Genomic DNA, 21021 nt, shown 5'->3' on the forward strand with positions numbered 1-21021 from the left:
CCTCCCTCCCACCACCCAAGGAGCGACATGTCCGTCTCGGGACTCATCCACCTGCTCGCCCGCCTGCGCGCGGCCGTGCTGCTGCTGACCGGGGGTACGGCGCGCCGCACCCAGCGCGGCGACGTGCCCGGCTGGGTCATGGTCACCGTCATGACCGCCGGCCTCGTCTACGCCATCTGGACCTTCGCCGGTCCCGAGCTCAACGCCATGCTGTCGCGGGCGCTCGGCTCGGTCAGTGGCCTGGGCTGAGCGCCCGCGCCGCTCGCGCTCCGGGCGAGACGGGCGGCGACGTGACCAGCGCGGCTCGGCCGTCGTCGACTTCGTGCTGGTGCTCGTCGTCCTGCTGCCCCTGTTCGCCGGGATCGCGCAGGTCGCGCTGGTGCTCCACGTGCGCAACACGCTGACGTCGGCGGCGTCCGAGGGCGCGCGGCACGCGGCGGCGTACGACCGCTCGCTGGCCGACGGCGAGCGCCGCACCCGCGAGGAGATCGAGCGCGCCGTGGCCTCGCGCTTCGCGCAGCGCATCCGGGTCGATGAGCGGCCCGTCGAGGGACGGCCCGGCGTGCGGGTGACCGTGGAGGCCACCGTGCCCGCGCTCGGCCTCGGCGGCCCGGGCATCGAGCTGCGCGTGCAGGGGCACGCCGTCGAGGAGGCGCCGTGAGCGCGGGGGCGAGCCGGGGTCGCCGGCAGCGGCGGGTGCGAGACCAGCGCGGCAGCGCCGTCATCGAGCTGACCTGGCTCGGCATCATCCTGCTCGTCCCGGTCATCTACATCGTGCTCGCGGTCTTCGACGTGCAGCGCGGCGCGTTCGCGGTGACGTCCGCGTCGCGCACCGCCGCCCGCGCCTACGCGCTCTCCGACGACCACGCCTCCGGGCAGGCGGCGGCGGACGCGGCCGCCCGGCTGGCGTTCTCCGACCAGGGCATCGAGGAGCCCGTCGGGGTGAAGGTGAGCTGCAGCGCGCCCGACGGTGAGGCGCGCCGTACCGGTCCGGCCGCCTGTCGACTGCCGGGCGCGATCATCACGGTCGTCGTCGACTCGGCGGTCGAGCTGCCCTACCTCCCCGAGGTGCTCGGCGGCGGCGCGCCGACGTTCGCCCTGGAGGCGACGCACTCCGTGCCGTACGGCCAGTTCCGGGAGGCGTCGTGAGCGCCCCGGCCAGCGGGCTGCGTCGGCGGGACCAGCGCGGCCAGACGACGCTGATGATCGTCGGCTTCGCGGGCGTGCTGTTCATGCTGCTGGCCGTCGTGGTGGACGCGTCGGCGGCGTACCTGCAGCGCCAGGGCCTCGCGACGGTCGCGGACGGGGCGGCGCTGGCGGGTGCGGACGCGGGGGCGCTGGGCGGGGAGGCGTACACGGGCGGGTTCCGCGCCGACCGTCGCGCGATCCAGACGGAGAAGGCCGCCGAGGCGGCGGTCGCGTCGTACCTGCAGGAGATCGGCGCCCACGCCCGCTGGCCGGGGCTCGAGTTCGACGTGGCGGTCGACGGCGGCACGGTCGAGGTGCGGGTCGACGCCCCGCTCGACCTTCCGCTCGTCCTCCCCGGCGGGCCCGACGAGGCCACCGTGGCCGCGACGGGTACGGCGGCGCTGCAGCTCGGCTGACTAGCCTCGCCCCGTGCTCGAGCCCGCCGAGATCGTCCGCCACTACGTCCACGACCCCGCGAACGTGGAGCGCGTCGTACCCGAGGTGGTCGAGCACATCGCCGTCGTCGGGTACGACGCGCTCTGGCCCGCGGCGTACGCCGGTCTCGAGCAGTTGATCCGGGCCGCACTCGGCCCGGTGGCGCTGGCCGTCGAGCACGTCGGGTCGACCGCGGTGCCGGGGCTGGCGGCGAAGCCGGTGATCGACGTCGACGTGACGGTGCCCGACCCGCGCGACGAGGCGGCGTACGTGCCCGCACTCGAGGCCGCGGGCCTCACCCTGCTGCTGCGCGAGCCGCGCTGGCACGAGCACCGCATCCTGCGCGGCGAGGCCCCGCGCGCCAACGTGCACGTGTGGGGCCCCGACTGCCCCGAGGTCGTGCGGCACCGGCTGCTGCGTGACTGGCTGCGCGAGCACCCGGCGGACCGGGAGCGGTACGCCGCCGCGAAGCGGGCCGCCGCCGACGAGACGAACGCGGTGAGTGGGGTGGTGATGGACTACAACGCGCGCAAGGAGCCCGTCGTGCACGCCATCCTCGACGACGTGTTCCGGGCGCACGGGCTGCTCTGAGTCGGATACTCCTGCCGTGACCCGCGCGCGCATCGACGAGACGTTCACGGCCCCGGCGCTCGACCCCGACCTCTGGGTGCCGCACTACCTGCCGCACTGGACGATCCCGAAGCGGTCGGCGGCGCGCTACGACCTCGACGAGCACGGGCTGCGGCTGCGCGTCGACGCCGATCAGCCCGCCTGGCGCGAGGCCGACGGGCAGATGCGGGTCAGCAACGTGCAGACCGCGACGTGGGCCGGCCCGGTCGGCGGCACCGCCGGCACCCACCGCCACCGCCCCGACGGCCTCGTCGTCGTGACGGGGACGCCGACGTGGAAGGGGTGGGTGGCCGACGCCGGGGAGGTCGTCGTGCGCGCCAGCGCGAGCCCCGACCCCACCTGCATGCTCGGCATCTGGCTGGTCGGCGTCGACGACTCCGGCCCCGACGACTCCGGCGAGCTCTGCATCGCCGAGCTGTTCGGCGACCGCATCGGCCCCGGCGGCTCGACCGTCCGCGTCGGCGTCAAGGCCCACCACGACCCCCGCCTCGTCGACGAGGTCACCGACGTCGACCTGCCGATCGACGCCACCCAGCCGCACGAGTACGGCGTGCGCTGGGGCGGCGAGCGCGTCGAGTTCACCGTCGACGGGGCGGTGGTGGCGACGAGCGCGCAACGGATCGACTACGAGCAGCAGCTGATGATCGACCTGTTCGAGTTCCCGGCCGACGAGCGGCGCGACCCCGCGGCGTACCCGAAGACCGCCCACGTGCACGCCGTACGAGCGGTCAGCAGGTAGGGGGTGGAGGCGCTCGCCCCGAGCACCCCGTGCGACGTCATGCGGGGCGAGCCCTTGGGGCCACGATCGGTATGACGTCCGGGGCGGGTCGCGGGACGTCATGCGGGGCGAGCCCTTGGGGCCACGATCGGTATGACGTCCGGGGCGGGCCGGCGGACGTCCGCGGTGAGGTGGTGGTTTCGAGGCCGCTGGCGCGGCCATCTCAACCACCGGTAGCGCCGCGGGCCCGGCCGCCAGTGGCGACCGGGCCCGCACGCACCTGCGAGGCGTCAGCTCTTGAAGGTGTCCTTGACGCCCTCGACCTTGTCCTTCGCGGAGGCCTTGGTCTGGTCGGCCTTGCCCTCGGCCTTGAGCTCGTCGTTGCCGGTGACGTCCCCGACGACCTCCTTGGCCTTGCCGGCCAGGTCCTCGGCGGCGTTCTTGGCCTTGTCGGCGATACCCATGTCGTTCTCCTTCCGGTCGGTGATCACAAGTCGGGAGCGGGCGCTCCCACCGCGCGTGGTGTGCACGGGGCTCAGAGGGACGGGACGCGCTCAGCGCACCCGGACCCGGTCGGTGCCGCGGCCGAGCCGCTTGCGGCGCGGGGCGTCGAGCACGACGCGCAGGCGCACGTCGTCGTCGGGGAACGCGGCGGCGACCTCGCGGGCGCTCGCCTCGGTCGCCTCGGTCAGCGTCGTGGCGTCGGCCGCCGGGTCGACGGAGGCGTGGAGCACCAGCAGGGTGCGGCGGCCCCGGGCCTCGGTCGTGCCCCGGGCGCCGGTGACGGGGGCCATCGTGGCGAACCGCTCCGCGGCGGCCGCGGCCACCGAGCGCAGGTCCACCTCGAGGCGGCCCGTCTCGTCGCTGGAGTCGAGCCGCTGGCTCGACGGGCCCGGGCGGCGCAGGTGCGCCAGCAGCCACGCCAGGGCCAGCAGGCCCAGCAGCACGGTCGCGAGGGCGAACACCCAGGGCCACCAGCCGCTGGCGACGACGTCGCTCGCGGGGCCGGTCGGCAGGCTGTCCTGGTAGCGCCCCACGACGCCGAAGCGCCAGTCGAAGGCGAACAGGGCGAGCACCACCAGGCCGAGGCCGAGCAGCAGGGTGAGCGTGCGGTCGAGCACGCGGACGCGGGGGGTCATCGCGGCAGCTCCTTCGTCACGACGTCGATGCGGGCACGGGTCAGGTGGCCGACGGCCTCCTGCGCGGCGCGCTGGGCGGCCTGCCGCACGGGCGCGGGCTCGCGGTTCGTCGTCACCGCGATGCGGACCTTGCGGCGCGAGACGCGGACGGTCTCGGCGGCGACGACGCCGGGGGCCCGGTCGGCCGCGCTCTGCGCGAGGGCGGCGAGGGCGCCGGGCGCCAGCCACAGGTCGAGGCGCCCGTCCTTCGTCGGCCGGTGCGTGGCCCGCGCCGGCTTCACGGCGACGAGCACGAGGAGCACGCCGACGACGCCGAGCACGGCGGCGCCGATCAGCAGGCCGAGCGACGGGGTGAGGCCGTCGACGGCATCGACCGTCGAGCGCAGCCACTCGGTGCGCGTCGTCGCCCAGCCCTGGCGCACCGCCAGGTCGTGGACACCCACGACGGCCAGGCCGATGACGACGATGCCGAGCAGCACGGCCACGGCGCCGGCGCCGGGCAGGGCGCGGGGCGGGGCGCTCAGCGGCTTCGGCAGCGCCACGTCGGGCGGGGTGGCGGCACGGGTGGTGCCGCGTCGGGCTTCCAGGGTCTCGCTCATTCCACCCTCCTCCGCGGGGAGTCGACGTCGTCGGGGGAGACGACGTGCACGGTCACGTCGACGGTGCTGATGTGCACGCCGGACAGGCGGGCCGCGCGCTCCCGCACGCGGTCGCGCACGCCGGCGGCGATCGCGGTCACCGAGCACGGCCACACGGCGGCCACGTCGGCGCTCACCCGGGCGCTGCGACCGTGCATCTCCACGTCGGCCCGGGGGCTGCCCTGGCCGGTCAGACGGCCCAGCGCGCTGCGGTGGGCGACCGTGCCGGGGGTCTCCAGCACCGCCCGCTCCACCAGGGTGCGCACCGCCGTGGTGCGCACCTCGAGCGTGCCGCGGTTCTCGGCGTCGTCGGGCGCGGGCTCGCCGCGGTGCGCGGGCACCGTCGGGCGGGTCGGCGCCACGGCCTGCTCAGCCACGACGTCCTCGCACGAGGGCTCCGAGGTCGAGCTCGCCGTCGACGTGGCCGCCGAGCAGGTAGCCGCCGCCGCCGAGGACGACCGCGAGGAGCAGGCCGAGGAAGCCGCCGGTGGTGACGGCGATCGTCAGCAGCAGGCCGGCGACGAGGCCGAGGCTGGAGGTGGTCATGAGGGTGTTCTCCTTCGGGTTCACGGGTGGTGTGGGGGAGGCGTGCTCAGAGGTGGCCGTACCGGCGGGCGCCGGGCAGGCCCCGGGGGACCCGTCGGCGGATCCCCCCGGCCGCGGCGCGCCCCTGTCGTCGTACGACGTGGGCGGCGCGCCGCAGCCGGCTGCCGGGGACGACGACCACGGGGGTGGCCGTCGCCGCAGGGGGCAGCACCGCGTCGGTGCCGCGGCTGCGGAGGACCTCGAGCTCGGCCATCACGCGGGCGAAGGTCGCTGCGTCACCGCCCCGGTCGGGGTGGTGGGCGAGGGCGGCCTCGCGCCGGAGCCGGCGCAGGGCGTCGGCGTCGGTGCGCGCGGTGGCGGGTGCCTCCACGTCTCCTCCTGGATGGGGTGGGTGGTGCGGTCAGTCGTCGGTGGGCCGGGGCGCGCCGGGCGGGGCCACGTCCTCGACGGTCACGTCGACCGGCCCGCCCGCGAGGGGGCGGACGGCCGCGCGGACCGCCTCGGTGGTCGCCGTCAGCGGCGCCGCCCACGCGAGCACGACGTGCACGTCGGCACCGGGCTCGCGGAGCCGGATGCCGGCGACGCGCCGGCCGGGGAGGTACGTCGCGACCTCGCCCAGCACGCCGCCGTGCAGGTCGTGCACCCCGGGGACGGAGCGGACGGCGCGGGCGACCAGGTCGACCGGGTCCTCCAGCACCGCCGCGGCGGGCGCCGCCGGCTCCTCCGGCAGGGCGACCTCGTGCGGGTCCACGCTGGGCTCGCTCACTCCACGCGGGGGGCGGCGGGCTCGACGTCGTCCTGCCCGTCGTCGAGGAAGACGTCGTGGACGGTGATGTTGACCTCGGTGACCTCGAGCCCGGTCATCCGCTCCACCGAGGAGATGACGTTGCGCCGGATGGCGGCGGCGAGGTCGGCGATCGCGACGCCGTACTCGGCGACGATGTCGAGGTCCACGGCGGCCTGGCGCTCGCCCACCTCGACGCTCACGCCCTGCGACAGGTTGGTGCGCGAGCCGGGGATGCGCTCGCGGAGCGCGCCGACGGCGCGGGCGGTGCCGCCGCCGAGGTCGTGGACGCCGCTGATGTCGCGGGCGGCGATGCCGGCGATCTTCGAGACCACGGTGTCGGCGATGGAGGTGCGGCCGGCCTCGGAGGTCAGCGCGGTGGTGCCGCGGCTCTCGAGGGCGGTGGTCGTCGTGGTGCTCTGCTTCTCGGTCATCGTGGTTCCTCTCGTTCGTGTCGGACAGGTGTTGGTCGCGTGGAGGCCCGGGATCGTCACGCGGCCGCCGTGTGATCCGGGTCACGACCCTCCCGAGGGGCGACTGCTGTTCGTCGCCGAGGGCACCTGCGGATGGGCCCGCTTGGAGGGCCCCGTCACGATCCACCGGTATGAGCCCGAACGGCCCGCAGCGCAGCGGAGCCACCGACGACGCGCTGCTGCGTGCTGCGCGCCTGGGGGACGAGGAGGCCTTCGCCGTGCTCGTCGACCGCCACGCCCCCGGGATGTACCGCTACGCCCTGCGCCTCGTGGGCGGCAGCGACGCGGACGCCAAGGAGGTCACGCAGGAGGCGCTGATCTCCGCGTGGAAGGGGCTCGACACCTTCGCGGGCCGCTCGAGCCTGCGCACGTGGCTCTTCCGGCTGGTGCACCGCCGCGCCGCCGACCTGCAGCGCCACCGCCGCCCCACCCCCATCGACGACGAGCTGCTCTCGGCCGCGCTGCGGCCCGCGGAGGACAACCCGCTGCGCGACGCCCTCGACTCCGAGCTGCTCGCCGCCTTGCAGGCCGCGCTCGACGAACTACCGTGGCACCAGCGCGCGGCCTGGTTGCTCTTCGAGATCGAGGGTCTGTCGTACGACGAGATCGCCGCGGCGCTGGACCTGAGCACCGGAAGCGTCCGCGGGCACCTGCACCGCGGACGACGCACCCTGGCCGAGAGGATGGAACGGTGGCGCTAGAGCCGGTCGACCCGTTCGTCCGCGCGACCGAGACCGCCCGGAGCGAGCGGCCTGAGCCGCCCGGCGGGTGGGTCGAGCTGTCCGCCTCGGTGATGGCACGCGTGCGCAGCTCGGTGCTGCCCTCCGAGCCCCTGCTGACCTTCGCCGCCGACGGTCGGCCGGACCAGGACGCCGCGGGCTCGCGCACCTACGTCTCGGAGCGCGTCGTCCGCACGGCGCTGCGCGAGCTGCTGCAGTCCTCGCCCAGCCACGCCCCCGAGGGCCTGCGGCTGCTCGTCGACGACGGCCGGCTCACCGGCGTCGAGATCGACCTCGTCGCGGCCTACGGCACCGTGCTGCCCGCCCTGGGGGACGCCGTACGGGCGCAGGTGCTGGACCTGCTGCGGGGGCTGCTCGGCCCGGACCCCGACCTGGGCCCCGACGACGTCGTCGTCGCCGTCACCGACGTCGCCGTCGGTGACCCCCGGCTGGTCTGACCGGGGGCCGCACGCCGTGACGTAGGCTTGGTCATCGTGGCTGGACCCGACTTCGACCAAGAGATCAAGCAGCTCGGCGCGACGATGCGCACCATCGAGCAGGTGCTCGACGTCGAGAGCATGCAGCGGGAGGTCGCTGCCCTCCAGGAGGAGGTCGCGGCCCCCGACCTGTGGGACGACCAGGCCAACGCCCAGCGCGTGACCGGCCGCCTCTCCGCGCTCCAGGGCGAGCTCGAGCGCTTCGAGACCCTGCGGGGCCGCATCGAGGACCTCGAGATCATGGTCGAGCTCGCGCAGGAGGAGGGCGACGCCGACTCGCTCGCCGACGCCGTCGCCGAGCTGGGCCGCCTGCACAAGGCGGTCGAGGCCCTCGAGGTGCGCACCCTCCTCAACGGCGAGTACGACGCCCGCGAGGCCCTCGTGACGATCCGCGCCGGCGCCGGTGGCGTCGACGCCGCGGACTTCGCGGAGATGCTGCTGCGCATGTACTCCCGCTGGGCCGAGCACCACAACTACCCGGTCGAGGTGTTCGAGACCTCCTACGCGGAGGAGGCGGGCCTGAAGTCGGCGACCTTCGCGATCCACGGGCCCTACACCTACGGCACCCTCTCGGTGGAGTCGGGCACGCACCGCCTGGTGCGCATCAGCCCGTTCGACAACCAGGGCCGGCGCCAGACCTCGTTCGCCGCGGTCGAGGTCGTGCCGGTGCTCGAGCAGACCGACGAGATCGACATCCCCGACGAGGAGATCCGCGTCGACGTGTTCCGCTCCGGCGGTCCCGGCGGCCAGTCGGTCAACACGACCGACTCCGCGGTGCGTCTCACCCACCTCCCGACCGGCACGGTCGTCAGCTGCCAGAACGAGAAGTCGCAGCTGCAGAACAAGGCCAGCGCCATGGTCGTGCTCAAGGCCAAGCTGCTCGCGCTCAAGAAGGCCGAGGAGAAGGCCGAGCTCGACGGGCTGCGCGGCGACGTGCAGGCGTCGTGGGGCGACCAGATGCGCAACTACGTGCTGAACCCGTACCAGATCGTCAAGGACCTGCGCACCGGCTACGAGGTCGGCAACCCCACGCCGGTCTTCGACGGCGAGATCGACGGCTTCCTCGAGGCGGGCATCCGCTGGCGCCGCGGCGCCGAGAAGGCGGACGCCAGCTGAGGCACCGGCTGCTCAGTCGGTGAGGACGATCCCGTCCTCGTCGCTCCACAGCGTCGCGCCGGGCGTGAACGTGACGTCGCCGAACGTCACGGGCACGTCGACCTCGCCCGCGGCGTCCTTCGCGCTCTTGCGCGGGTTGGACCCGAGCGCCTTGATGCCGAGGTCGAGCCCGGCCAGGGCCGTCACGTCCCGCACGGGACCGTTGATCACGACGCCGGCCCAGCCGTTGGCGACCGCCGCGGCGGCGATCTGGTCGCCCATGAGCGCCGACCACGGCGACCCGCCGCCGTCGACGACGAGCACCGCGCCGTCACCGGGCGAGCTCAGCGTCCGCTTCACCAGCCCGTTGTCCCGGTCGCAGCGCACCGTGCGGACGGGGCCCGTGAAGCGGGGGCGTGCGCCGTACAGCCGCAGCTGTGTGCTGCACGAGCGCACCTCGAGGCCGGCGTCGACGAGCGCGTCGACGAGCGCGTCGACGAGGTCGGACGTGGTGGCCGTGCCGGCCAGGAACGCGCTGCGGTCGATCATCGTGGCTCTCCTCGGGTGGGGGATCAGGGGCCGGCGGCGACCGCGACGGCGGCGCACCAGTCGGAGGCGCGGGTGACCGTGGCGGCCTCGTCGAACGCCGCGGAGGTCGGCACGCGCAGCGTGCAGGTGAGCCAGGCGTCGCCGAGCAGCCCGCGGAACGAGACCTCCGCGACTCCCTCGGCGCCGCACAGCTGGGCGAGGGAGGGCGCGCCGTACGCCGGCTGCCCCTCGAGCACGCGGCAGCCCTCGGTCGCCGCGGTCTCCTCGACGTACGCCGCGGCCGCCGCCGGGGTCGTCGGCGGCACGAACACCCAGGCGGAGGCGGCCGGGCTCGTGGGCGCGGCGGCGCCGCCCTCGCCGTACCAGCGGCACCCGACCTCGTGGACGAGGTCCTCGCGGCCGGGCGCGATCTGCGTCGGCGCGCCCGTGTCCCACGGCACCGCCTCGACGGGCGGGGCGCCCAGCGCGGCGGCGACCGCCTCGTCGGTGACGTCGTCGCAGAACGCGGAGCGCTCGACGCCCAGGGTCGTGGTGTCGAGGTCGGCGAGCGCCGGGGGTGCGGTGGTCGTGGGCGACGCGACCGGTGCGTCGCCGTCACCCCCGTCGTCGCCCGTGCAGGCCACCGTGCCGAGGGCGAGCACGACGAGAGCGGCGAGGGCGGGGACCGGGCGGTTCACCCGGTCGACCCTAGGACACGGGGGACGAGACGGGGGAGGACGCGGGGGGCGACCCCGACGAGTGCTGCTCGGCACGTGACAGCACCCGCGCGCCCGCGCCGGTCGTGACCACGACGACGGTGCCGACGACGCCGGCGAGCGTGACGAGGGTGGTCGTGGCCGACGCGACCTCGGCGAGCAGCCCCACGGCGACGACGGGCACGGTGAGGCCGGCGTACGTCACGAGCAGCAGCGACGCCGTCACCCCGCTGCGCCGCTCGGGCGGGGCGAGGGCCACGACGCCGGCGACCGCCGAGCGGAAGGCCAGGCCCACGCCGGTGCCCGCGACGGCGGCGGCGACGAGGGCGCCCGGCAGGTTCGCGGCCAGCGCGGTGGCCGCCACGAGGGCGAGCCCGCCGCCCAGGAACACCGCCGCGCCCGCCAGCCGCCGACTCGTCGACCACGAGGCCGTGGCCAGCTGGCCGAGCGCGGCGCAGCCGAAGAGCAGGGTGACGGGCAGGTTCGCGAGCAGCACCGAGTCGACCGCGAAGACCTCGGCCATCAGCCGCGGGGCGAGCGCGGCGTAGCTGCCGAGCACCGAGAACGCCGCGCACGAGGCGAGCGCCAGCGACCAGAACGTGGCCCGCGCGTGGGGCGGGACCGCCAGCCGCTGCGGCCGGTACGGCGGACGCGGCCGCGCGGGTGCCCGCGTCTCCGGCACCAGCAGGAGGGCGGCGGTCGCCAGCACGAGCGCGACGCCGAGCACGAGGAACGGGTCGCGCAGCGGGGTGCCCGTGACCGCCAGGAGCGCCGTGCCCACGAGCGGGCCGGCCGCCAGCCCGCCGAGGTTGGCGACCACGACGGTCGAGGCGGCGGTCCGCCCGCCCGCTCCCCGCCCGCCGGCCCCGAGCAGCTCGGCGAGCGCCGCGGTCGCGGTGGGCACCAGGAGCCCGACGCCGACGCCGCAGAGCACGCGAGCGACGAGGACGCCCGCCAGGTCGGTGGTCGCGACGAACGCCGCGGCGGAGAGCACCTGGGCGACGCCCGCCGCCAGCAGGAGGCTGCGCCGCCCGTGCACGTCGCTGAGGTGGCCGGCGAGTCCGAGCGCCAGCAGCACGCCGACCGCGAAGGCCGCGAAGACGACGGTGACGCTGAGGGACGAGAAGCCCTCGGCGCGGCGGTACTCGGCGTAGAGCGGCGTGGGCAGCGTCGCGAACGCCGCCGACCGCGAAGGCCACGGCGACGACGACCGCGCCGCGGCGGTGCCCGGTCGGTGCCGACTGCCCGGGGTGCCGGGCGGGGGTGGTGGGGTGCTCCATGCCTCCAGGGTCCGCCCGCGCATTGATCGAGTCCAACGAAGTTCTTCGATCGCACTGTGCGGAGCGACCGAACAGTGCGAGGCTGGCCCGGTGGACGAGCGCAGCCTGGAGGTCTTCGTCGCGGTCGCGGAGGAGCTGAGCGTCACGCGCGCCGCGACCCGGGTGCACGCCGCCCAGTCGACGGTCTCGGCGGCGCTGCGCTCGCTCGAGCGCGACCTCGGCGCGGTGCTCTTCGAGCGCACGACGCGCAGCATGCGGCTGACCGCGGCGGGGGAGCGGGCGGTCCCGGCCGCCCGCGAGGCCCTCGCGGCGCTCGCCCGCCTGCGCTCGGAGGCGCGCGAGCCCGCGGCCGGGCTGCGGGGACGCGTGCGGGTCGGGCTGTTCCCCGCGCTCGACGCCCTCGAGGTGCCCGCCGCGGCGTCGGCGTTCCAGGAGCGTCACCCCGACGTCGAGCTGACGCTCGTCGCCTCCCCGGCGGGGTCGACGGGGCTGCACGAGGACGTGCGGCGCGGACGGCTCGACCTGGCCTTCTCCGCGCTGCCGCGCCCGGCCGACCTGGCGGGGCGCCTCCTCGACGAGCTGCGCTGGCGGTGCTGCCGGAGGGGCACCCGGCGGCGAGCGGGTCCGTCGTACGCCTCGAGCAGCTCGCGGAGGAGCGGTGGGTGGACACGCTGCCCGGCTACGCCAACCGGGTGCTGCTCGAGACCGCCCTGGCGGGCGCAGGGCTGGAGCGGCGGCTCGTGGTGCAGGCGGGGGACCTGCCGTCGGTCGTGGCGTTCGTGCGGGCCGGCACGGGCGTCGCGGTGCTGCCCTCGATCGTGCCGACGCACGGCTGCGTGACCCGCCCGCTGGCCGACGACGTGCCCCCGTGGCGGTTGTCGGTGGTGTGGCGGGCCGGTACGCCGCTCACCGCCGCCGCGGCCGCCTTCCGCGACGAGCTCGTGGACCGGGCGGCGGCCCGACGCAGGCCCGGCGTGGGGGAGAACACGCGCCCCGTGGTCGCCGGGGGCCCGGGGAGCCTGGGCTAACGTCCCTCCGGTGATCCGCTTCGAGAAGGTCTCCATGACCTACCCCGGCCAGGGCCGCCCGGCCCTCGACGACGTCACCCTCGACATCGAGAAGGGCGAGTTCGTCTTCCTGGTGGGTTCCTCGGGGTCGGGCAAGTCGACGTTCCTCTACCTGGTGCTGCGCGAGCTGCGCGCCACCCAGGGACGGGTCTACGTCGCCGGCCGCGAGATCAACCGCCTCGCCAGCTGGAAGATCCCGCGGCACCGCCGCCAGATCGGCACGGTCTTCCAGGACTTCCGCCTGCTGCAGAACAAGACGGTCGCGGAGAACGTGGCGTTCGCGCTGCAGGTGATCGGCAAGCCGCGCGCCCAGATCACCGAGCTGGTGCCGCAGACGCTCGAGCTCGTGGGCCTCGACGGCAAGGCCGACCGCATGCCCGACGAGCTGTCGGGCGGCGAGCAGCAGCGGGTCGCGATCGCCCGGGCGTTCGTCAACCGGCCCAAGATCCTCATCGCCGACGAGCCGACCGGCAACCTCGACCCGTCGACCTCGGTCGGCATCATGAAGCTGCTCGACCGCATCAACCGCACGGGCACGACCGTGCTGATGTCGACGCACGACAACAGCATCGTCGACCAGATGCGCAAGCGCGTGATCGAGCTGGAGAACGGCCACCTCGTGCGCGACCAGGCCCAGGGCGTCTACGGCTTCCAGAGCTGACGCAGAGCCCACCCGGCCTCACCCCGAACCAGGAGCGGATTCCCCCCACATGCAGCTGCGTTACGTCTTCACCGAGCTCGGGCAGGGCCTGCGTCGCAACGTCTCGATGCACCTCGCCGTCATCCTCACCCTCTTCGTCTCCCTGACGCTGGTGGGCGTCGGCGTGCTGCTCAAGCAGCAGGCCGACATCGCCGACCGCCAGTTCGGCAGCCAGGTCGAGATCACCGTCTACCTCTGCAACGCCACCGACATCGCGGGCACCTGCAACGGCGAGGTCACCGAGGCGCAGAAGGCCGACATCCTGCGGGCGATCGAGGAGAACCCGGAGACGGCCGGCGTCCGCGAGGAGACCCAGCAGGACGCCTACGACAAGACCCTCGAGCTGGCCCGCGCCCAGGGCGACAGCCGCCTCATCGAGGGCGAGGACGCCGCGGTCACGGCCGAGGACTTCAACGCGTCCCTCTGGATCACGCTGAAGGACCCCGAGCAGTCGGCCGGGGTGGAGAGCGCGGTGGCGACCCTCGACGGCGTACGACGCGTGACCGACCAGCGCGAGCTGCTGGAGCCCGTCTTCGACGTCCTCGGGGCCGCGCAGTGGGCCTCGATCGCCACGGCGGTGGTGCTGGTCATCGGTGCGCTGCTGCTGGTGAGCAACACGATCCGCCTGGCGGCCTTCGCGCGCCGCAAGGAGATCGGCATCATGCGGCTGGTGGGCGCGTCGACCCTCTACATCGCCCTGCCGTTCCTGCTCGAGGCGCTGGTGACCGCGCTGCTCGGCGTGCTGCTCGCCGGCGGGGCGCTGGCAGCCCTGCTGCGCTTCGTGGTGAACGACCGGGCAGCGGCCACGCTCGACTTCATGCCGTGGGTGGGGCTCGGCGAGTGGTGGGTGGCGTTCGGCGTCATCGCGCTGCTCGGCCCGCTGCTGACGGTGCTGCCGACACTCCTGCTGACGAGGAAATACCTCAAGGTGTGACCTGCGTGGTCTACCGTCGCGTGCGGTTCACTTCCCCGAACTAGGCAAAGGCTTCCCCATGCAGCAGTTCCTCCTGCCGTCGCGGCGACGGCTCGCCGCGATCGCGGTGTCCCTCGCCGTCGCGGCCGGTGCCGCGACCGCACCCCTCGCGTACGCCGACGACGAGGACGACGAGCTGCGCGAGCGCCAGGGGCAGGTGCAGGGCCAGATCGACGCGACGAACTCCGACCTCTCCGAGTCCAGCGCCCAGCTCGCCGCCGCGACCGCGCAGCTGCGCGAGTCCACCGCCCAGCTGGCCTCCGCGCAGGCCCGCCTCTCGACGGCGCGTGCCGAGCTGGGGCAGGCGCAGGCCTACGACGCCGAGATGCAGACCCGGCTGAACGCGGCCGAGGTCGAGCTCGCCGCCGCCGAGGCCGAGCTGCAGGGCGGCCGTGACGACGTCGTCGGTCAGCGCGCCCGCGTCGGCCGCCAGATCGTCGACCAGTCGATGACGCCCGACGCCGACCTCGAGGCGCTCGGCGCCATGCTCGGCGCCGAGGACCTCTCCGACCTCACCCGGGCCGAGGCGGCGCGCGACACGGTGCTGGGCACCGAGGCCCGCGCGTACGACGACCTGCGGGCCGCCGAGGTCATGCTCGAGGTGCAGGAGGTCCGGGTGCAGGAGGCCCGCGACCTCGTCGCCGACGAGCGCGCCGAGGCCGCCGCCAACCTGGAGCGCATGGCCACGCTGGAGGCGCAGGCCGCCGAGGCCGAGGCCCAGGTGCAGTCCCTCGTCGCCAGCCACGCCGAGGTCGAGGCCGCCGCCCAGTCGGCCCGCGACGCCGACCGGGCCGAGCTGGCCACGCTGGAGTCCGAGTCGCAGCGCATCAGCACCGTCCTGCGCCAGCGCGCGGAGGCCGCGCGCCGGCGCGCCGCCGAGGCCGCCGCGGCCGAGGCCGCCCGCCAGCGCGCCAACCAGGGCAGCGGCGGTGGCGGCGGGTCCAGCGGCGGTGGTGGTTCGAGCAGCGGCGGTGGCGGGGGCAGCAGCAGCGGCCTCAGCTACCCCGTCAACGGGCGCGTCACCTCGCCGTACGGCATGCGGGTGCACCCCATCTACGGCTACTACTCGCTGCACGACGGCGTGGACTTCGGCGCGGGCTGCGGCACCCCGATGTACGCGGCTGCCGACGGCGAGGTCGTCGAGCGCTACTTCCAGTCGGCGTGGGGCAACCGCCTCATCATCGACAACGGCTACGTCAACGGCGCCGGCGTCTCCACGATCTACAACCACGCCACGCGGTACGTCGTGAGCGTGGGGCAGGACGTGCGCCGCGGGCAGCTCGTGGGGTACGTCGGCTCGACCGGCTGGTCGACCGGCTGCCACCTGCACTTCACGGTCTACAAGAACGGGTCGCCGACGAACCCGATGAACTACTTCTGATCCGCGGCCCGCGGCCCCGTGACGACCGGGTCAAACCGGTTGCGCGTTGCTGGGAGAATGGACGGATGGCCAAGGAGCAGGGGCGCAAGCTCGTCGCGCAGAACCGCAAGGCGCGGCACGACTACCACATCGAGGACACCTTCGAGGCCGGCATGGTCCTGCAGGGCACCGAGGTGAAGGCGCTGCGGGCCGGCCGGGCGAACCTCGTCGACGGCTTCGTCGACATCGACCACGACGAGGTGTGGCTGCACGCGGTGCACATCCCGGAGTACGCGCAGGGCACGTGGACCAACCACGCCGCCCGCCGCAAGCGCAAGCTGCTGCTCCACCGCGCCGAGATCGACAAGATCGCCACGAAGGTGGCCAACAAGGGCTACACGATCGTGCCGCTGTCGCTCTACTTCTCCGACGGTCGCGCGAAGGTCGAGATCGCGCTGGCGAAGGGCAAGAAGTCCTACGACAAGCGCCACTCGCTGGCCGAGCGCCAGGCGAACCGCGAGAAGCAGCAGGCGCTGGGCCGCCAGCTCAAGGGCATGGACCGGGTGTGAGCGCGGGCGTCCCCCCGCTCGACGACCCAGCGGAGCGCCGCGACCACCTGCACGCGGTCCTCCAGCGCCTCGGCGTCCCCGGCCTGTTCGACGTCCACACCCACTTCCTGCCGCCGCGCGTCACCGAGAAGGTGCGCGCGGTGTTCGCGTCCGCGGGCCCGCTCATCGGCCGCGAGTGGCCGATCCGCTACCTCGACACCGACGCGGCGAACGTCGAGCGGCTCCGCGCGTACGGCGTCCGCCGCTTCACCGCCCTGCCCTACCCCCACAAGCCGGGCATGGCCGAGTTCCTCAACGACTGGGCGGCCGAGTTCGCCGCGCGGGTGCCCGAGGCGCTGCACTGCGCCACGTTCTTCCCCGAGCCGGGTGCGGGGGAGTACGTCGCGGCCCGGGTCGCCGCCGGCGTCCAGGTGTTCAAGGTGCACGTGCAGGTCGGCGCCTTCGACGTGCGCGACCCGCTGCTCGCGCCGGTGTGGGAGGTGCTGGAGGCCTCCGGCACCCCGGTCGTGCTCCACGCCGGCTCCGGCCCGGTGCCGACCGCGTTCACCGGCCCCGGCCCGGTTGCCGAGGTGCTGGCGCGCCACCCCCGCCTCGCGCTCGTCATGGCCCACCTGGGGGCACCCGAGTACGACGAGTTCCTGACGATGGCGGAGACCTACGAGCGGGTCCACCTCGACACCACGATGGCGTTCACTCACTTCTTCGCCGAGACGAGCAACAGGGTGGGGGAGGTGGCTGGCGTCTGTCGCCACCCGGGCGACGTGCCCGACGCGCTGCTGCCGCGCTACGCGGCGCTGGGCGACAAGATCCTGTTCGGCTCCGACTTCCCGAACATCCCCTACCCCTACGTGCACCAGGTCGAGGTGCTGGAGGCGTTGCGCGAGCGGCACGCCGCCCTCGACGACGCCTGGCTCGCGAAGGTGTGCTGGCACAACGCCGCGCGGCTCTTCGGCGACTGAGGCACCCGCGCTGTTCCGGTGGTCGAGGTGGCCGCGCCAGCGGCCCTCGAAACCACGCCCGCCTACCCCGCCGACGCCTCCGCGGCCCTCCGCAGCGGGTTGCCCTCCTTCGTCTCGGCGAGCACCCGGTCGCGCAGCGTCGTCACCGGCGCTCCCGCGCGCTGCACGTGCGCGTCGAAGTCGATGGTCGCGTGCGTGACGAGCGCCTCCGGCAACGGCTGGGCGGCGGGGTTCGCGGCCACGAACTCGTCCGCGGTGAAGTCGTGGTCGAGGACGCCGAGCAGCACGTGCAGCGCGTTCACCCCGGAGTCCGGCATCGTGGCGGCCGCATCGGCACCGTCGTCCAGCAGCCGGCGCGCGATCGCGACGCGCGCCGCGGGTCGTCGTTCCGCAGCGCGTGCATGAGCAACGTCCGGCCCGAGCTCTCGACGAGCCGGGCGTCGTCCGCGCTGTAGCGCTCGAGGAACCCCTCGACGCTCCCGCGACTCGCCAGGGAGAACAGCCTCGACATCAGGGCGCCAGGTGCGCGTGCACCAGCGAGACGACCGACGCGCCCTCGCCGGTGGCGGACGCGACGCGCTTCATCGACCCGGCGCGCACGTCGCCGGCGGCGAAGACGCCGGGCACGGACGTCGCGAGGTCGGCCGGCGGCATCCCGGCGACCCAGCTCTCCTCGGGCACGGCGCGGCCGGTCAGCACGAAGCCGTGGGCGTCACGGGCGATCTCGGGCGGCAGCCACCCGCAGTGCGGCGCCGCGCCGATGAGCAGGAAGAGGCCGTGCGCCTCGCGCCGGGTGGTGCGCCCGGTCGAGGTGTCGTGCACGTCGAGCCACTCCAGCCGGCCGTTGCCGCCGCCGTCGACGACCTGCGAGCAGGGTGCGACGTCGACGCGCGGGTTCCAGCGGATCTCGTCGATGAGGTACTGCGACATCGTCTCGGCCAGGGAGGGGCGTCGTACGACGATCGTCACCGACCGCGCGAACCGCGCCAGGTGCAGCGCGGCCTGGCCCGCGGAGTTGCCGCCGCCGACGACCACGACGTCGTGCCCCTCCATCTCCCGGGCGACGGAGGTGGCGGAGCCGTACTGCACGCCCCGGCCGACGAGGTTCTCGAGGGCCGGCACGCCGAGGCTGCGGTAGGCGACGCCCGTGGAGATGACGACGGCCCGCGCCTCGACGGTGCCCGCGTCGGTGACGACCCGGTGCACGCCGTCCCCGGTCTCCAGCGCGGTGACCTCCCACCCCGTGGCGAACCGCGCCCCGAACCGCATCGCCTGCAGACGGGCGCGCTGCGCGAGCCGCATCCCGGAGACGCCGCGCGGGAAGCCGAGGTAGTTGCGGATCATCGAGCTCGTGCCCGCCTGGCCGCCGATCGCCTCGGCCTCGACGACCACGGTCGAGAGGCCCTCGGACGCGCCGTACACCGACGCTGCCAGGCCGGCAGGCCCGGCGCCCACGACGACGAGGTCGACGGTGTCGGTGGACCCGACCGGCTGCGGCGGGCCGTAGAACGCGGCCGCGACGGCGCGCACGTCGCGCGGTGCGATCGGGGGCCGGCCCGTGAGGGAGACGAGGGGGTACGTCGCCTCGCCGCCGGCGGCCGTGAACTCCGCGGTCAGCTCCACGCCGACGGGGCTGTCGGGGGCGTGCACGAGGGTCGGCATGCCCATCCGGCCGGTGTACTCGCTGATCGCGCGCTCGAGGGTGGCATCGGGGTCGCCGACGATGCGCACCGTGTCGACCTCGGGCGCCACCGACGTGGAGCCCCAGTCCGACAGCAGCTCGCAGACCGCGCCGTGGAACTCCTCGTCGCGCACCCCGCGGGGCATCAGGAGGTGTGCGTCGAACTTGCCGGCCGCCAGGCCGTGGCGCAGGGTCTCGCTGTCGTCGAGGAACCGCTCGTACGGCGAGGCGACGAGCCGGCGCGCCGTCGGCACCAGCTCGCGCCACTCGGCGAACGCGACGAGCGGGTGCGCGTCGGGCAGGGCGCCGTCGTGCACGAGCAGCGCGACCGCGCGGTCCTCGGCGCGGGCGGCGCGGATGGTCTCGACGGCCTCCGCGGCCGACCGGGCGGTGCGCACGTCGTACTCGCGTGCGTAGCGACCGAACTGGTCGGCGAGCACGCCGTGGTGGTGCTCGGAGACGAGGAGGACGACCGGCGCGAGCGTGGGCACGGCGGGAGCATAGAGCCGTGGCGAGCCTCGTGGGTGACGAGCAGGTGACGCCCTGCTCGCCGACCCGGGCGGCGGAATAGCGCTCGCACCGGTCTGGTTGGGGGAGGTACGCTCTGCGGAGCGGGTCGGCGGTGGTGCGTCGTCCGTGGAACACAACTCAAGAGGGGCTGATCGGTTTCGACTTGGGACGTTCGTTCCAGGAGAAGCGGGTCGAGAAGCCAGCGCCATCTCGTAAACGATCGCTGGAAAACACAGTTGCCAACACCAATCGCAACGACTTCGCTCTCGCTGCCTGAGCAGTGATCGAAGGGTCTGACCGGGCACCCGTCCTCGTCCCGGACCCAGGCCTCATCTAGAGGACTTGCTGGTCGTCTCCTGTCAGGAGGGGCGGCCGGGACTCTTTCCTGACTGAGCCTGTCGGCGACGTGTCCGTGCGAGCGCCGAGGCCGAGAAAAGCGACAACGCGGACTGCACCCGGAGAAGACCTGGATCAGCGCTCGAGGACCGGGGTTCGATTCCCCGCAGCTCCACCAGCAGCCCTCTGACGACGAACGGCCGCCCCGCACGGGGCGGCCGTTCGTCGTTGCTGCGCGTGCCGCGCCTCAGACCTTCCCGCGCAGGATCCTCCGGAAGTACGTCTGCGGCAGCCCGTAGCGGTCGGCGAGCCACGTGGCCCGGCGCGGGCGGGTCAGGTCGGGGAACGGGACGGTGGGCGAGGGGCGCCCCGACCGGTCGATCTCGACCAGCATCAGCCTCCGCCGGTCGGTGGTGATGGGCATGACGGTGTACCCGTCGTACTGCTCCAGGTCCGCGTCGGCGACGTCGGGACCCGCGGTGATGTTGGCGGCGAGCACGGCGACCTGCTTGCGCAGCGCCCCGCCGGAGGGCCGGGTGCGCAGGTCGGCGCAGTCGCCGAGCGCCCACACGTCCCGGTGCTCGGGGTGGCGCATCGTCCGTGGGTCGACGGCGGCCAGGCCCGCAGCGGTGGTTCCGGCCAGCCCGGCGGCCTCGATCCAGCGCGGGGCCCGGTAGTGCGGCACTACGTGCGCGAACGCGAGGTCGTCGACGACCTCGGTGCCGCCCGGCGTCGTGACGGTGACCGCCCGGTCGCCGAGCCGGGCGACGCGGGCGTGGCGCAGCACGCGCACGCCGTACCCCGTGAGCACCTCCTCTAGTCGGCGGTCCGGCTCGGGTACGGCGACGGGCGAGGCGTCCGGCAGCACCAGCGTGACCTCGAGCCGCCCCAGCACGCCGCGGCGACGCCAGTGGTCGCACGCCATCAGCAGCGGCTTGAGCGCGGTCGGGCCGCACGGCGCCGGCTCGGGCGGCACGGTGAAGAGCACCCGGCCCGCGGTCAGGTCGCGCAGCGCCGGCCACACGCGGGGCGCGGCCTCGCCGACGAAGGTCGAGGCGGCCCAGCCGGCGTCGTACGCCGCCGCGAGGCCGGGGGTGGCGGCGAAGTCCTCGTCGAGGCCCGGGCACAGCACGAGGGTGGTCGAGCGCAGGGTGCGCCCGCCCGCCGTGGTGACGGTGGGCCCGCCCGCGGCGCCGGGGTCGACCGCGGTGACGTGGTCCTCGACCAGGGTGCAGCCGTCGGGCACGAGGCCCCGGGTGGGCCGCTCGAGCGCCGACATGGGCGCGCGGCCGGCTCCCACGTAGTTGAGCAGCGGCCGGTAGTGGTGGGTGGTGCGCGGCTCGACGATCGCGACGTCCGCGACCCCCTCCCGGCGCAGCCGGGCGGCGAGCGAGATGCCGGCGTTGCCGGCCCCGACGATGGTCACGTCGTGATGGTCCACGCCGCCGATCCTCCCGGCCGGCTCCAACTGACCGACCGG

The 21021-nt window shown here is 74.8% G+C and carries 29 protein-coding genes, 1 other RNA gene and 1 pseudogene; 17 read left to right on the top strand and 14 right to left on the bottom strand.

Annotated elements, in window-relative coordinates; translation table 11 throughout:
* The first annotated feature begins 27 nt into the window (after window positions 1-27).
* Genes INN71_RS01755 through INN71_RS01780 form a run of 6 tightly spaced genes read left to right on the top strand, consistent with a single transcriptional unit; the run spans window position 28 to window position 2992 of the window.
* Window positions 28-249 (top strand): hypothetical protein, encoded by a 222-nt coding sequence (locus tag INN71_RS01755; protein ID WP_277497573.1) that lies wholly within the window; start codon window positions 28-30, stop codon window positions 247-249.
* Window positions 236-661 (top strand): TadE/TadG family type IV pilus assembly protein, encoded by a 426-nt coding sequence (locus INN71_RS01760; protein WP_277497572.1) that lies wholly within the window; start codon window positions 236-238, stop codon window positions 659-661. Before INN71_RS01755 ends, INN71_RS01760 begins: the two co-directional genes overlap by 14 nt.
* A complete protein-coding gene (locus tag INN71_RS01765; protein ID WP_277497571.1) occupies window positions 658-1149 on the top strand; it encodes a hypothetical protein in 492 nt (163 codons plus the stop codon). The genes INN71_RS01760 and INN71_RS01765 overlap by 4 nt, the downstream gene beginning before the upstream one ends.
* Window positions 1146-1604 (top strand): pilus assembly protein TadG-related protein, encoded by a 459-nt coding sequence (locus INN71_RS01770; RefSeq protein WP_277497570.1) that lies wholly within the window; start codon window positions 1146-1148, stop codon window positions 1602-1604. Before INN71_RS01765 ends, INN71_RS01770 begins: the two co-directional genes overlap by 4 nt.
* 13 nt (window positions 1605-1617) lie before the next feature.
* Complete coding sequence (locus tag INN71_RS01775) at window positions 1618-2214, top strand: GrpB family protein (RefSeq protein ID WP_277497569.1); 597 nt, start codon at window positions 1618-1620, stop codon at window positions 2212-2214.
* Window positions 2215-2230: 16 nt separating this feature from the next.
* Window positions 2231-2992, top strand: coding sequence for a glycoside hydrolase family 16 protein (locus INN71_RS01780; protein ID WP_277497568.1), 762 nt, complete (start codon window positions 2231-2233; stop codon window positions 2990-2992).
* A 269-nt stretch (window positions 2993-3261) separates the two neighbouring features.
* On the opposite strand, the gene INN71_RS01785 is transcribed toward INN71_RS01780, so the two are convergent.
* The 8 genes from INN71_RS01785 to INN71_RS01820 all read right to left on the bottom strand — a co-directional run bounded on the left by INN71_RS01785 (window position 3262) and on the right by INN71_RS01820 (window position 6512).
* Window positions 3262-3435, bottom strand: a complete 174-nt coding sequence (locus tag INN71_RS01785) for a CsbD family protein (RefSeq protein ID WP_277497567.1) — start codon at window positions 3433-3435, stop codon at window positions 3262-3264.
* Between the two features lie 90 nt (window positions 3436-3525).
* Window positions 3526-4110 carry a hypothetical protein gene (locus tag INN71_RS01790; protein ID WP_277497566.1) on the bottom strand — a complete coding sequence of 195 codons (585 nt, stop codon included), beginning with the start codon at window positions 4108-4110 and terminating at the stop codon, window positions 3526-3528.
* A complete protein-coding gene (locus INN71_RS01795; RefSeq protein ID WP_277497565.1) occupies window positions 4107-4709 on the bottom strand; it encodes a DUF6286 domain-containing protein in 603 nt (200 codons plus the stop codon). The genes INN71_RS01790 and INN71_RS01795 overlap by 4 nt, the downstream gene beginning before the upstream one ends.
* Window positions 4706-5125, bottom strand: coding sequence for a hypothetical protein (locus INN71_RS01800; protein WP_277497564.1), 420 nt, complete (start codon window positions 5123-5125; stop codon window positions 4706-4708). The genes INN71_RS01795 and INN71_RS01800 overlap by 4 nt, the downstream gene beginning before the upstream one ends.
* Window positions 5118-5294, bottom strand: a complete 177-nt coding sequence (locus tag INN71_RS01805) for a DUF2273 domain-containing protein (protein ID WP_277497563.1) — start codon at window positions 5292-5294, stop codon at window positions 5118-5120. The genes INN71_RS01800 and INN71_RS01805 overlap by 8 nt, the downstream gene beginning before the upstream one ends.
* 46 nt (window positions 5295-5340) lie before the next feature.
* Complete coding sequence (locus INN71_RS01810; protein WP_277497562.1) at window positions 5341-5664, bottom strand: hypothetical protein; 324 nt, start codon at window positions 5662-5664, stop codon at window positions 5341-5343.
* A 30-nt stretch (window positions 5665-5694) separates the two neighbouring features.
* Entirely contained in the window at window positions 5695-6045 is a 351-nt protein-coding gene (locus tag INN71_RS01815) for a hypothetical protein (protein WP_277497561.1), read from the bottom strand.
* Window positions 6046-6056: 11 nt separating this feature from the next.
* Window positions 6057-6512, bottom strand: coding sequence for an Asp23/Gls24 family envelope stress response protein (locus INN71_RS01820; protein WP_277497560.1), 456 nt, complete (start codon window positions 6510-6512; stop codon window positions 6057-6059).
* A 170-nt stretch (window positions 6513-6682) separates the two neighbouring features.
* Here INN71_RS01820 and INN71_RS01825 point away from each other — a divergent pair, with 170 nt between their 5' ends.
* From INN71_RS01825 to prfB, 3 genes are read left to right on the top strand one after another with little or no spacing between them, the layout of a single operon-like run.
* Window positions 6683-7252, top strand: coding sequence for an RNA polymerase sigma factor (locus tag INN71_RS01825; protein WP_277497559.1), 570 nt, complete (start codon window positions 6683-6685; stop codon window positions 7250-7252).
* Window positions 7243-7728, top strand: a complete 486-nt coding sequence (locus INN71_RS01830) for a hypothetical protein (RefSeq protein WP_277497558.1) — start codon at window positions 7243-7245, stop codon at window positions 7726-7728. Before INN71_RS01825 ends, INN71_RS01830 begins: the two co-directional genes overlap by 10 nt.
* Window positions 7729-7764: 36 nt before the next feature.
* The gene (gene prfB / locus INN71_RS01835; RefSeq protein WP_277497557.1) at window positions 7765-8883 is read left to right on the top strand and encodes a peptide chain release factor 2; all 1119 of its coding nucleotides are present in this window, start codon (window positions 7765-7767) and stop codon (window positions 8881-8883) included.
* Between the two features lie 12 nt (window positions 8884-8895).
* Here the strand turns inward: prfB and rraA are convergent, their stop codons facing one another.
* From rraA to INN71_RS01850, 3 genes are read right to left on the bottom strand one after another with little or no spacing between them, the layout of a single operon-like run.
* Window positions 8896-9411: a ribonuclease E activity regulator RraA gene (gene rraA, locus INN71_RS01840; RefSeq protein ID WP_277497556.1), complete on the bottom strand. Its 516-nt coding sequence runs from the start codon at window positions 9409-9411 to the stop codon at window positions 8896-8898.
* A 23-nt stretch (window positions 9412-9434) separates the two neighbouring features.
* Window positions 9435-10088, bottom strand: coding sequence for a hypothetical protein (locus INN71_RS01845; protein WP_277497555.1), 654 nt, complete (start codon window positions 10086-10088; stop codon window positions 9435-9437).
* A gap of 10 nt (window positions 10089-10098) precedes the next feature.
* On the bottom strand, window positions 10099-11409 hold the full coding sequence (locus tag INN71_RS01850; protein WP_277497554.1) for an MFS transporter: 1311 nt from the start codon (window positions 11407-11409) through the stop codon (window positions 10099-10101).
* Window positions 11410-11476: 67 nt separating this feature from the next.
* Between INN71_RS01850 and INN71_RS18075 the strand changes: the two are divergent.
* The 7 genes and pseudogenes from INN71_RS18075 to INN71_RS01880 form a co-directional block, all read left to right on the top strand.
* Window positions 11477-11953: pseudogene (locus tag INN71_RS18075) on the top strand (LysR family transcriptional regulator); the annotation flags it as partial.
* Window positions 11954-11976: 23 nt separating this feature from the next.
* Window positions 11977-12414 carry a LysR family transcriptional regulator substrate-binding protein gene (locus INN71_RS01855; protein WP_277497553.1) on the top strand — a complete coding sequence of 146 codons (438 nt, stop codon included), beginning with the start codon at window positions 11977-11979 and terminating at the stop codon, window positions 12412-12414.
* Between the two features lie 10 nt (window positions 12415-12424).
* On the top strand, window positions 12425-13114 hold the full coding sequence (gene ftsE, locus INN71_RS01860; protein WP_277497552.1) for a cell division ATP-binding protein FtsE: 690 nt from the start codon (window positions 12425-12427) through the stop codon (window positions 13112-13114).
* Between the two features lie 49 nt (window positions 13115-13163).
* Window positions 13164-14087 (top strand): permease-like cell division protein FtsX, encoded by a 924-nt coding sequence (gene ftsX / locus INN71_RS01865; RefSeq protein ID WP_277497551.1) that lies wholly within the window; start codon window positions 13164-13166, stop codon window positions 14085-14087.
* A gap of 58 nt (window positions 14088-14145) precedes the next feature.
* On the top strand, window positions 14146-15507 hold the full coding sequence (locus tag INN71_RS01870; protein ID WP_277497550.1) for a M23 family metallopeptidase: 1362 nt from the start codon (window positions 14146-14148) through the stop codon (window positions 15505-15507).
* 65 nt (window positions 15508-15572) lie between these two features.
* A complete protein-coding gene (gene smpB / locus INN71_RS01875; protein ID WP_277497549.1) occupies window positions 15573-16055 on the top strand; it encodes an SsrA-binding protein SmpB in 483 nt (160 codons plus the stop codon).
* Window positions 16052-17014: an amidohydrolase family protein gene (locus tag INN71_RS01880; RefSeq protein WP_277497548.1), complete on the top strand. Its 963-nt coding sequence runs from the start codon at window positions 16052-16054 to the stop codon at window positions 17012-17014. Before smpB ends, INN71_RS01880 begins: the two co-directional genes overlap by 4 nt.
* A gap of 62 nt (window positions 17015-17076) precedes the next feature.
* Here the strand turns inward: INN71_RS01880 and INN71_RS01885 are convergent, their stop codons facing one another.
* Together INN71_RS01885 and INN71_RS01890 are read right to left on the bottom strand one after the other, a co-directional pair.
* Window positions 17077-17316 (bottom strand): hypothetical protein, encoded by a 240-nt coding sequence (locus INN71_RS01885; protein WP_277497547.1) that lies wholly within the window; start codon window positions 17314-17316, stop codon window positions 17077-17079.
* Window positions 17317-17524: 208 nt separating this feature from the next.
* Window positions 17525-19186: an FAD-dependent oxidoreductase gene (locus tag INN71_RS01890; RefSeq protein ID WP_277497546.1), complete on the bottom strand. Its 1662-nt coding sequence runs from the start codon at window positions 19184-19186 to the stop codon at window positions 17525-17527.
* Window positions 19187-19349: 163 nt separating this feature from the next.
* On the opposite strand from INN71_RS01890, the gene ssrA reads away from it, so the two are divergent.
* Window positions 19350-19719, top strand: a transfer-messenger RNA (tmRNA) gene (ssrA, locus tag INN71_RS01895).
* A gap of 69 nt (window positions 19720-19788) precedes the next feature.
* On the opposite strand, the gene INN71_RS01900 is transcribed toward ssrA, so the two are convergent.
* Entirely contained in the window at window positions 19789-20982 is a 1194-nt protein-coding gene (locus INN71_RS01900; protein WP_277497545.1) for an FAD/NAD(P)-binding oxidoreductase, read from the bottom strand.
* Window positions 20983-21021 lie beyond the last annotated feature (39 nt).

Source organism: Nocardioides sp. ChNu-153, from assembly GCF_030466625.1.
GTDB lineage: Bacteria > Actinomycetota > Actinomycetes > Propionibacteriales > Nocardioidaceae > Nocardioides.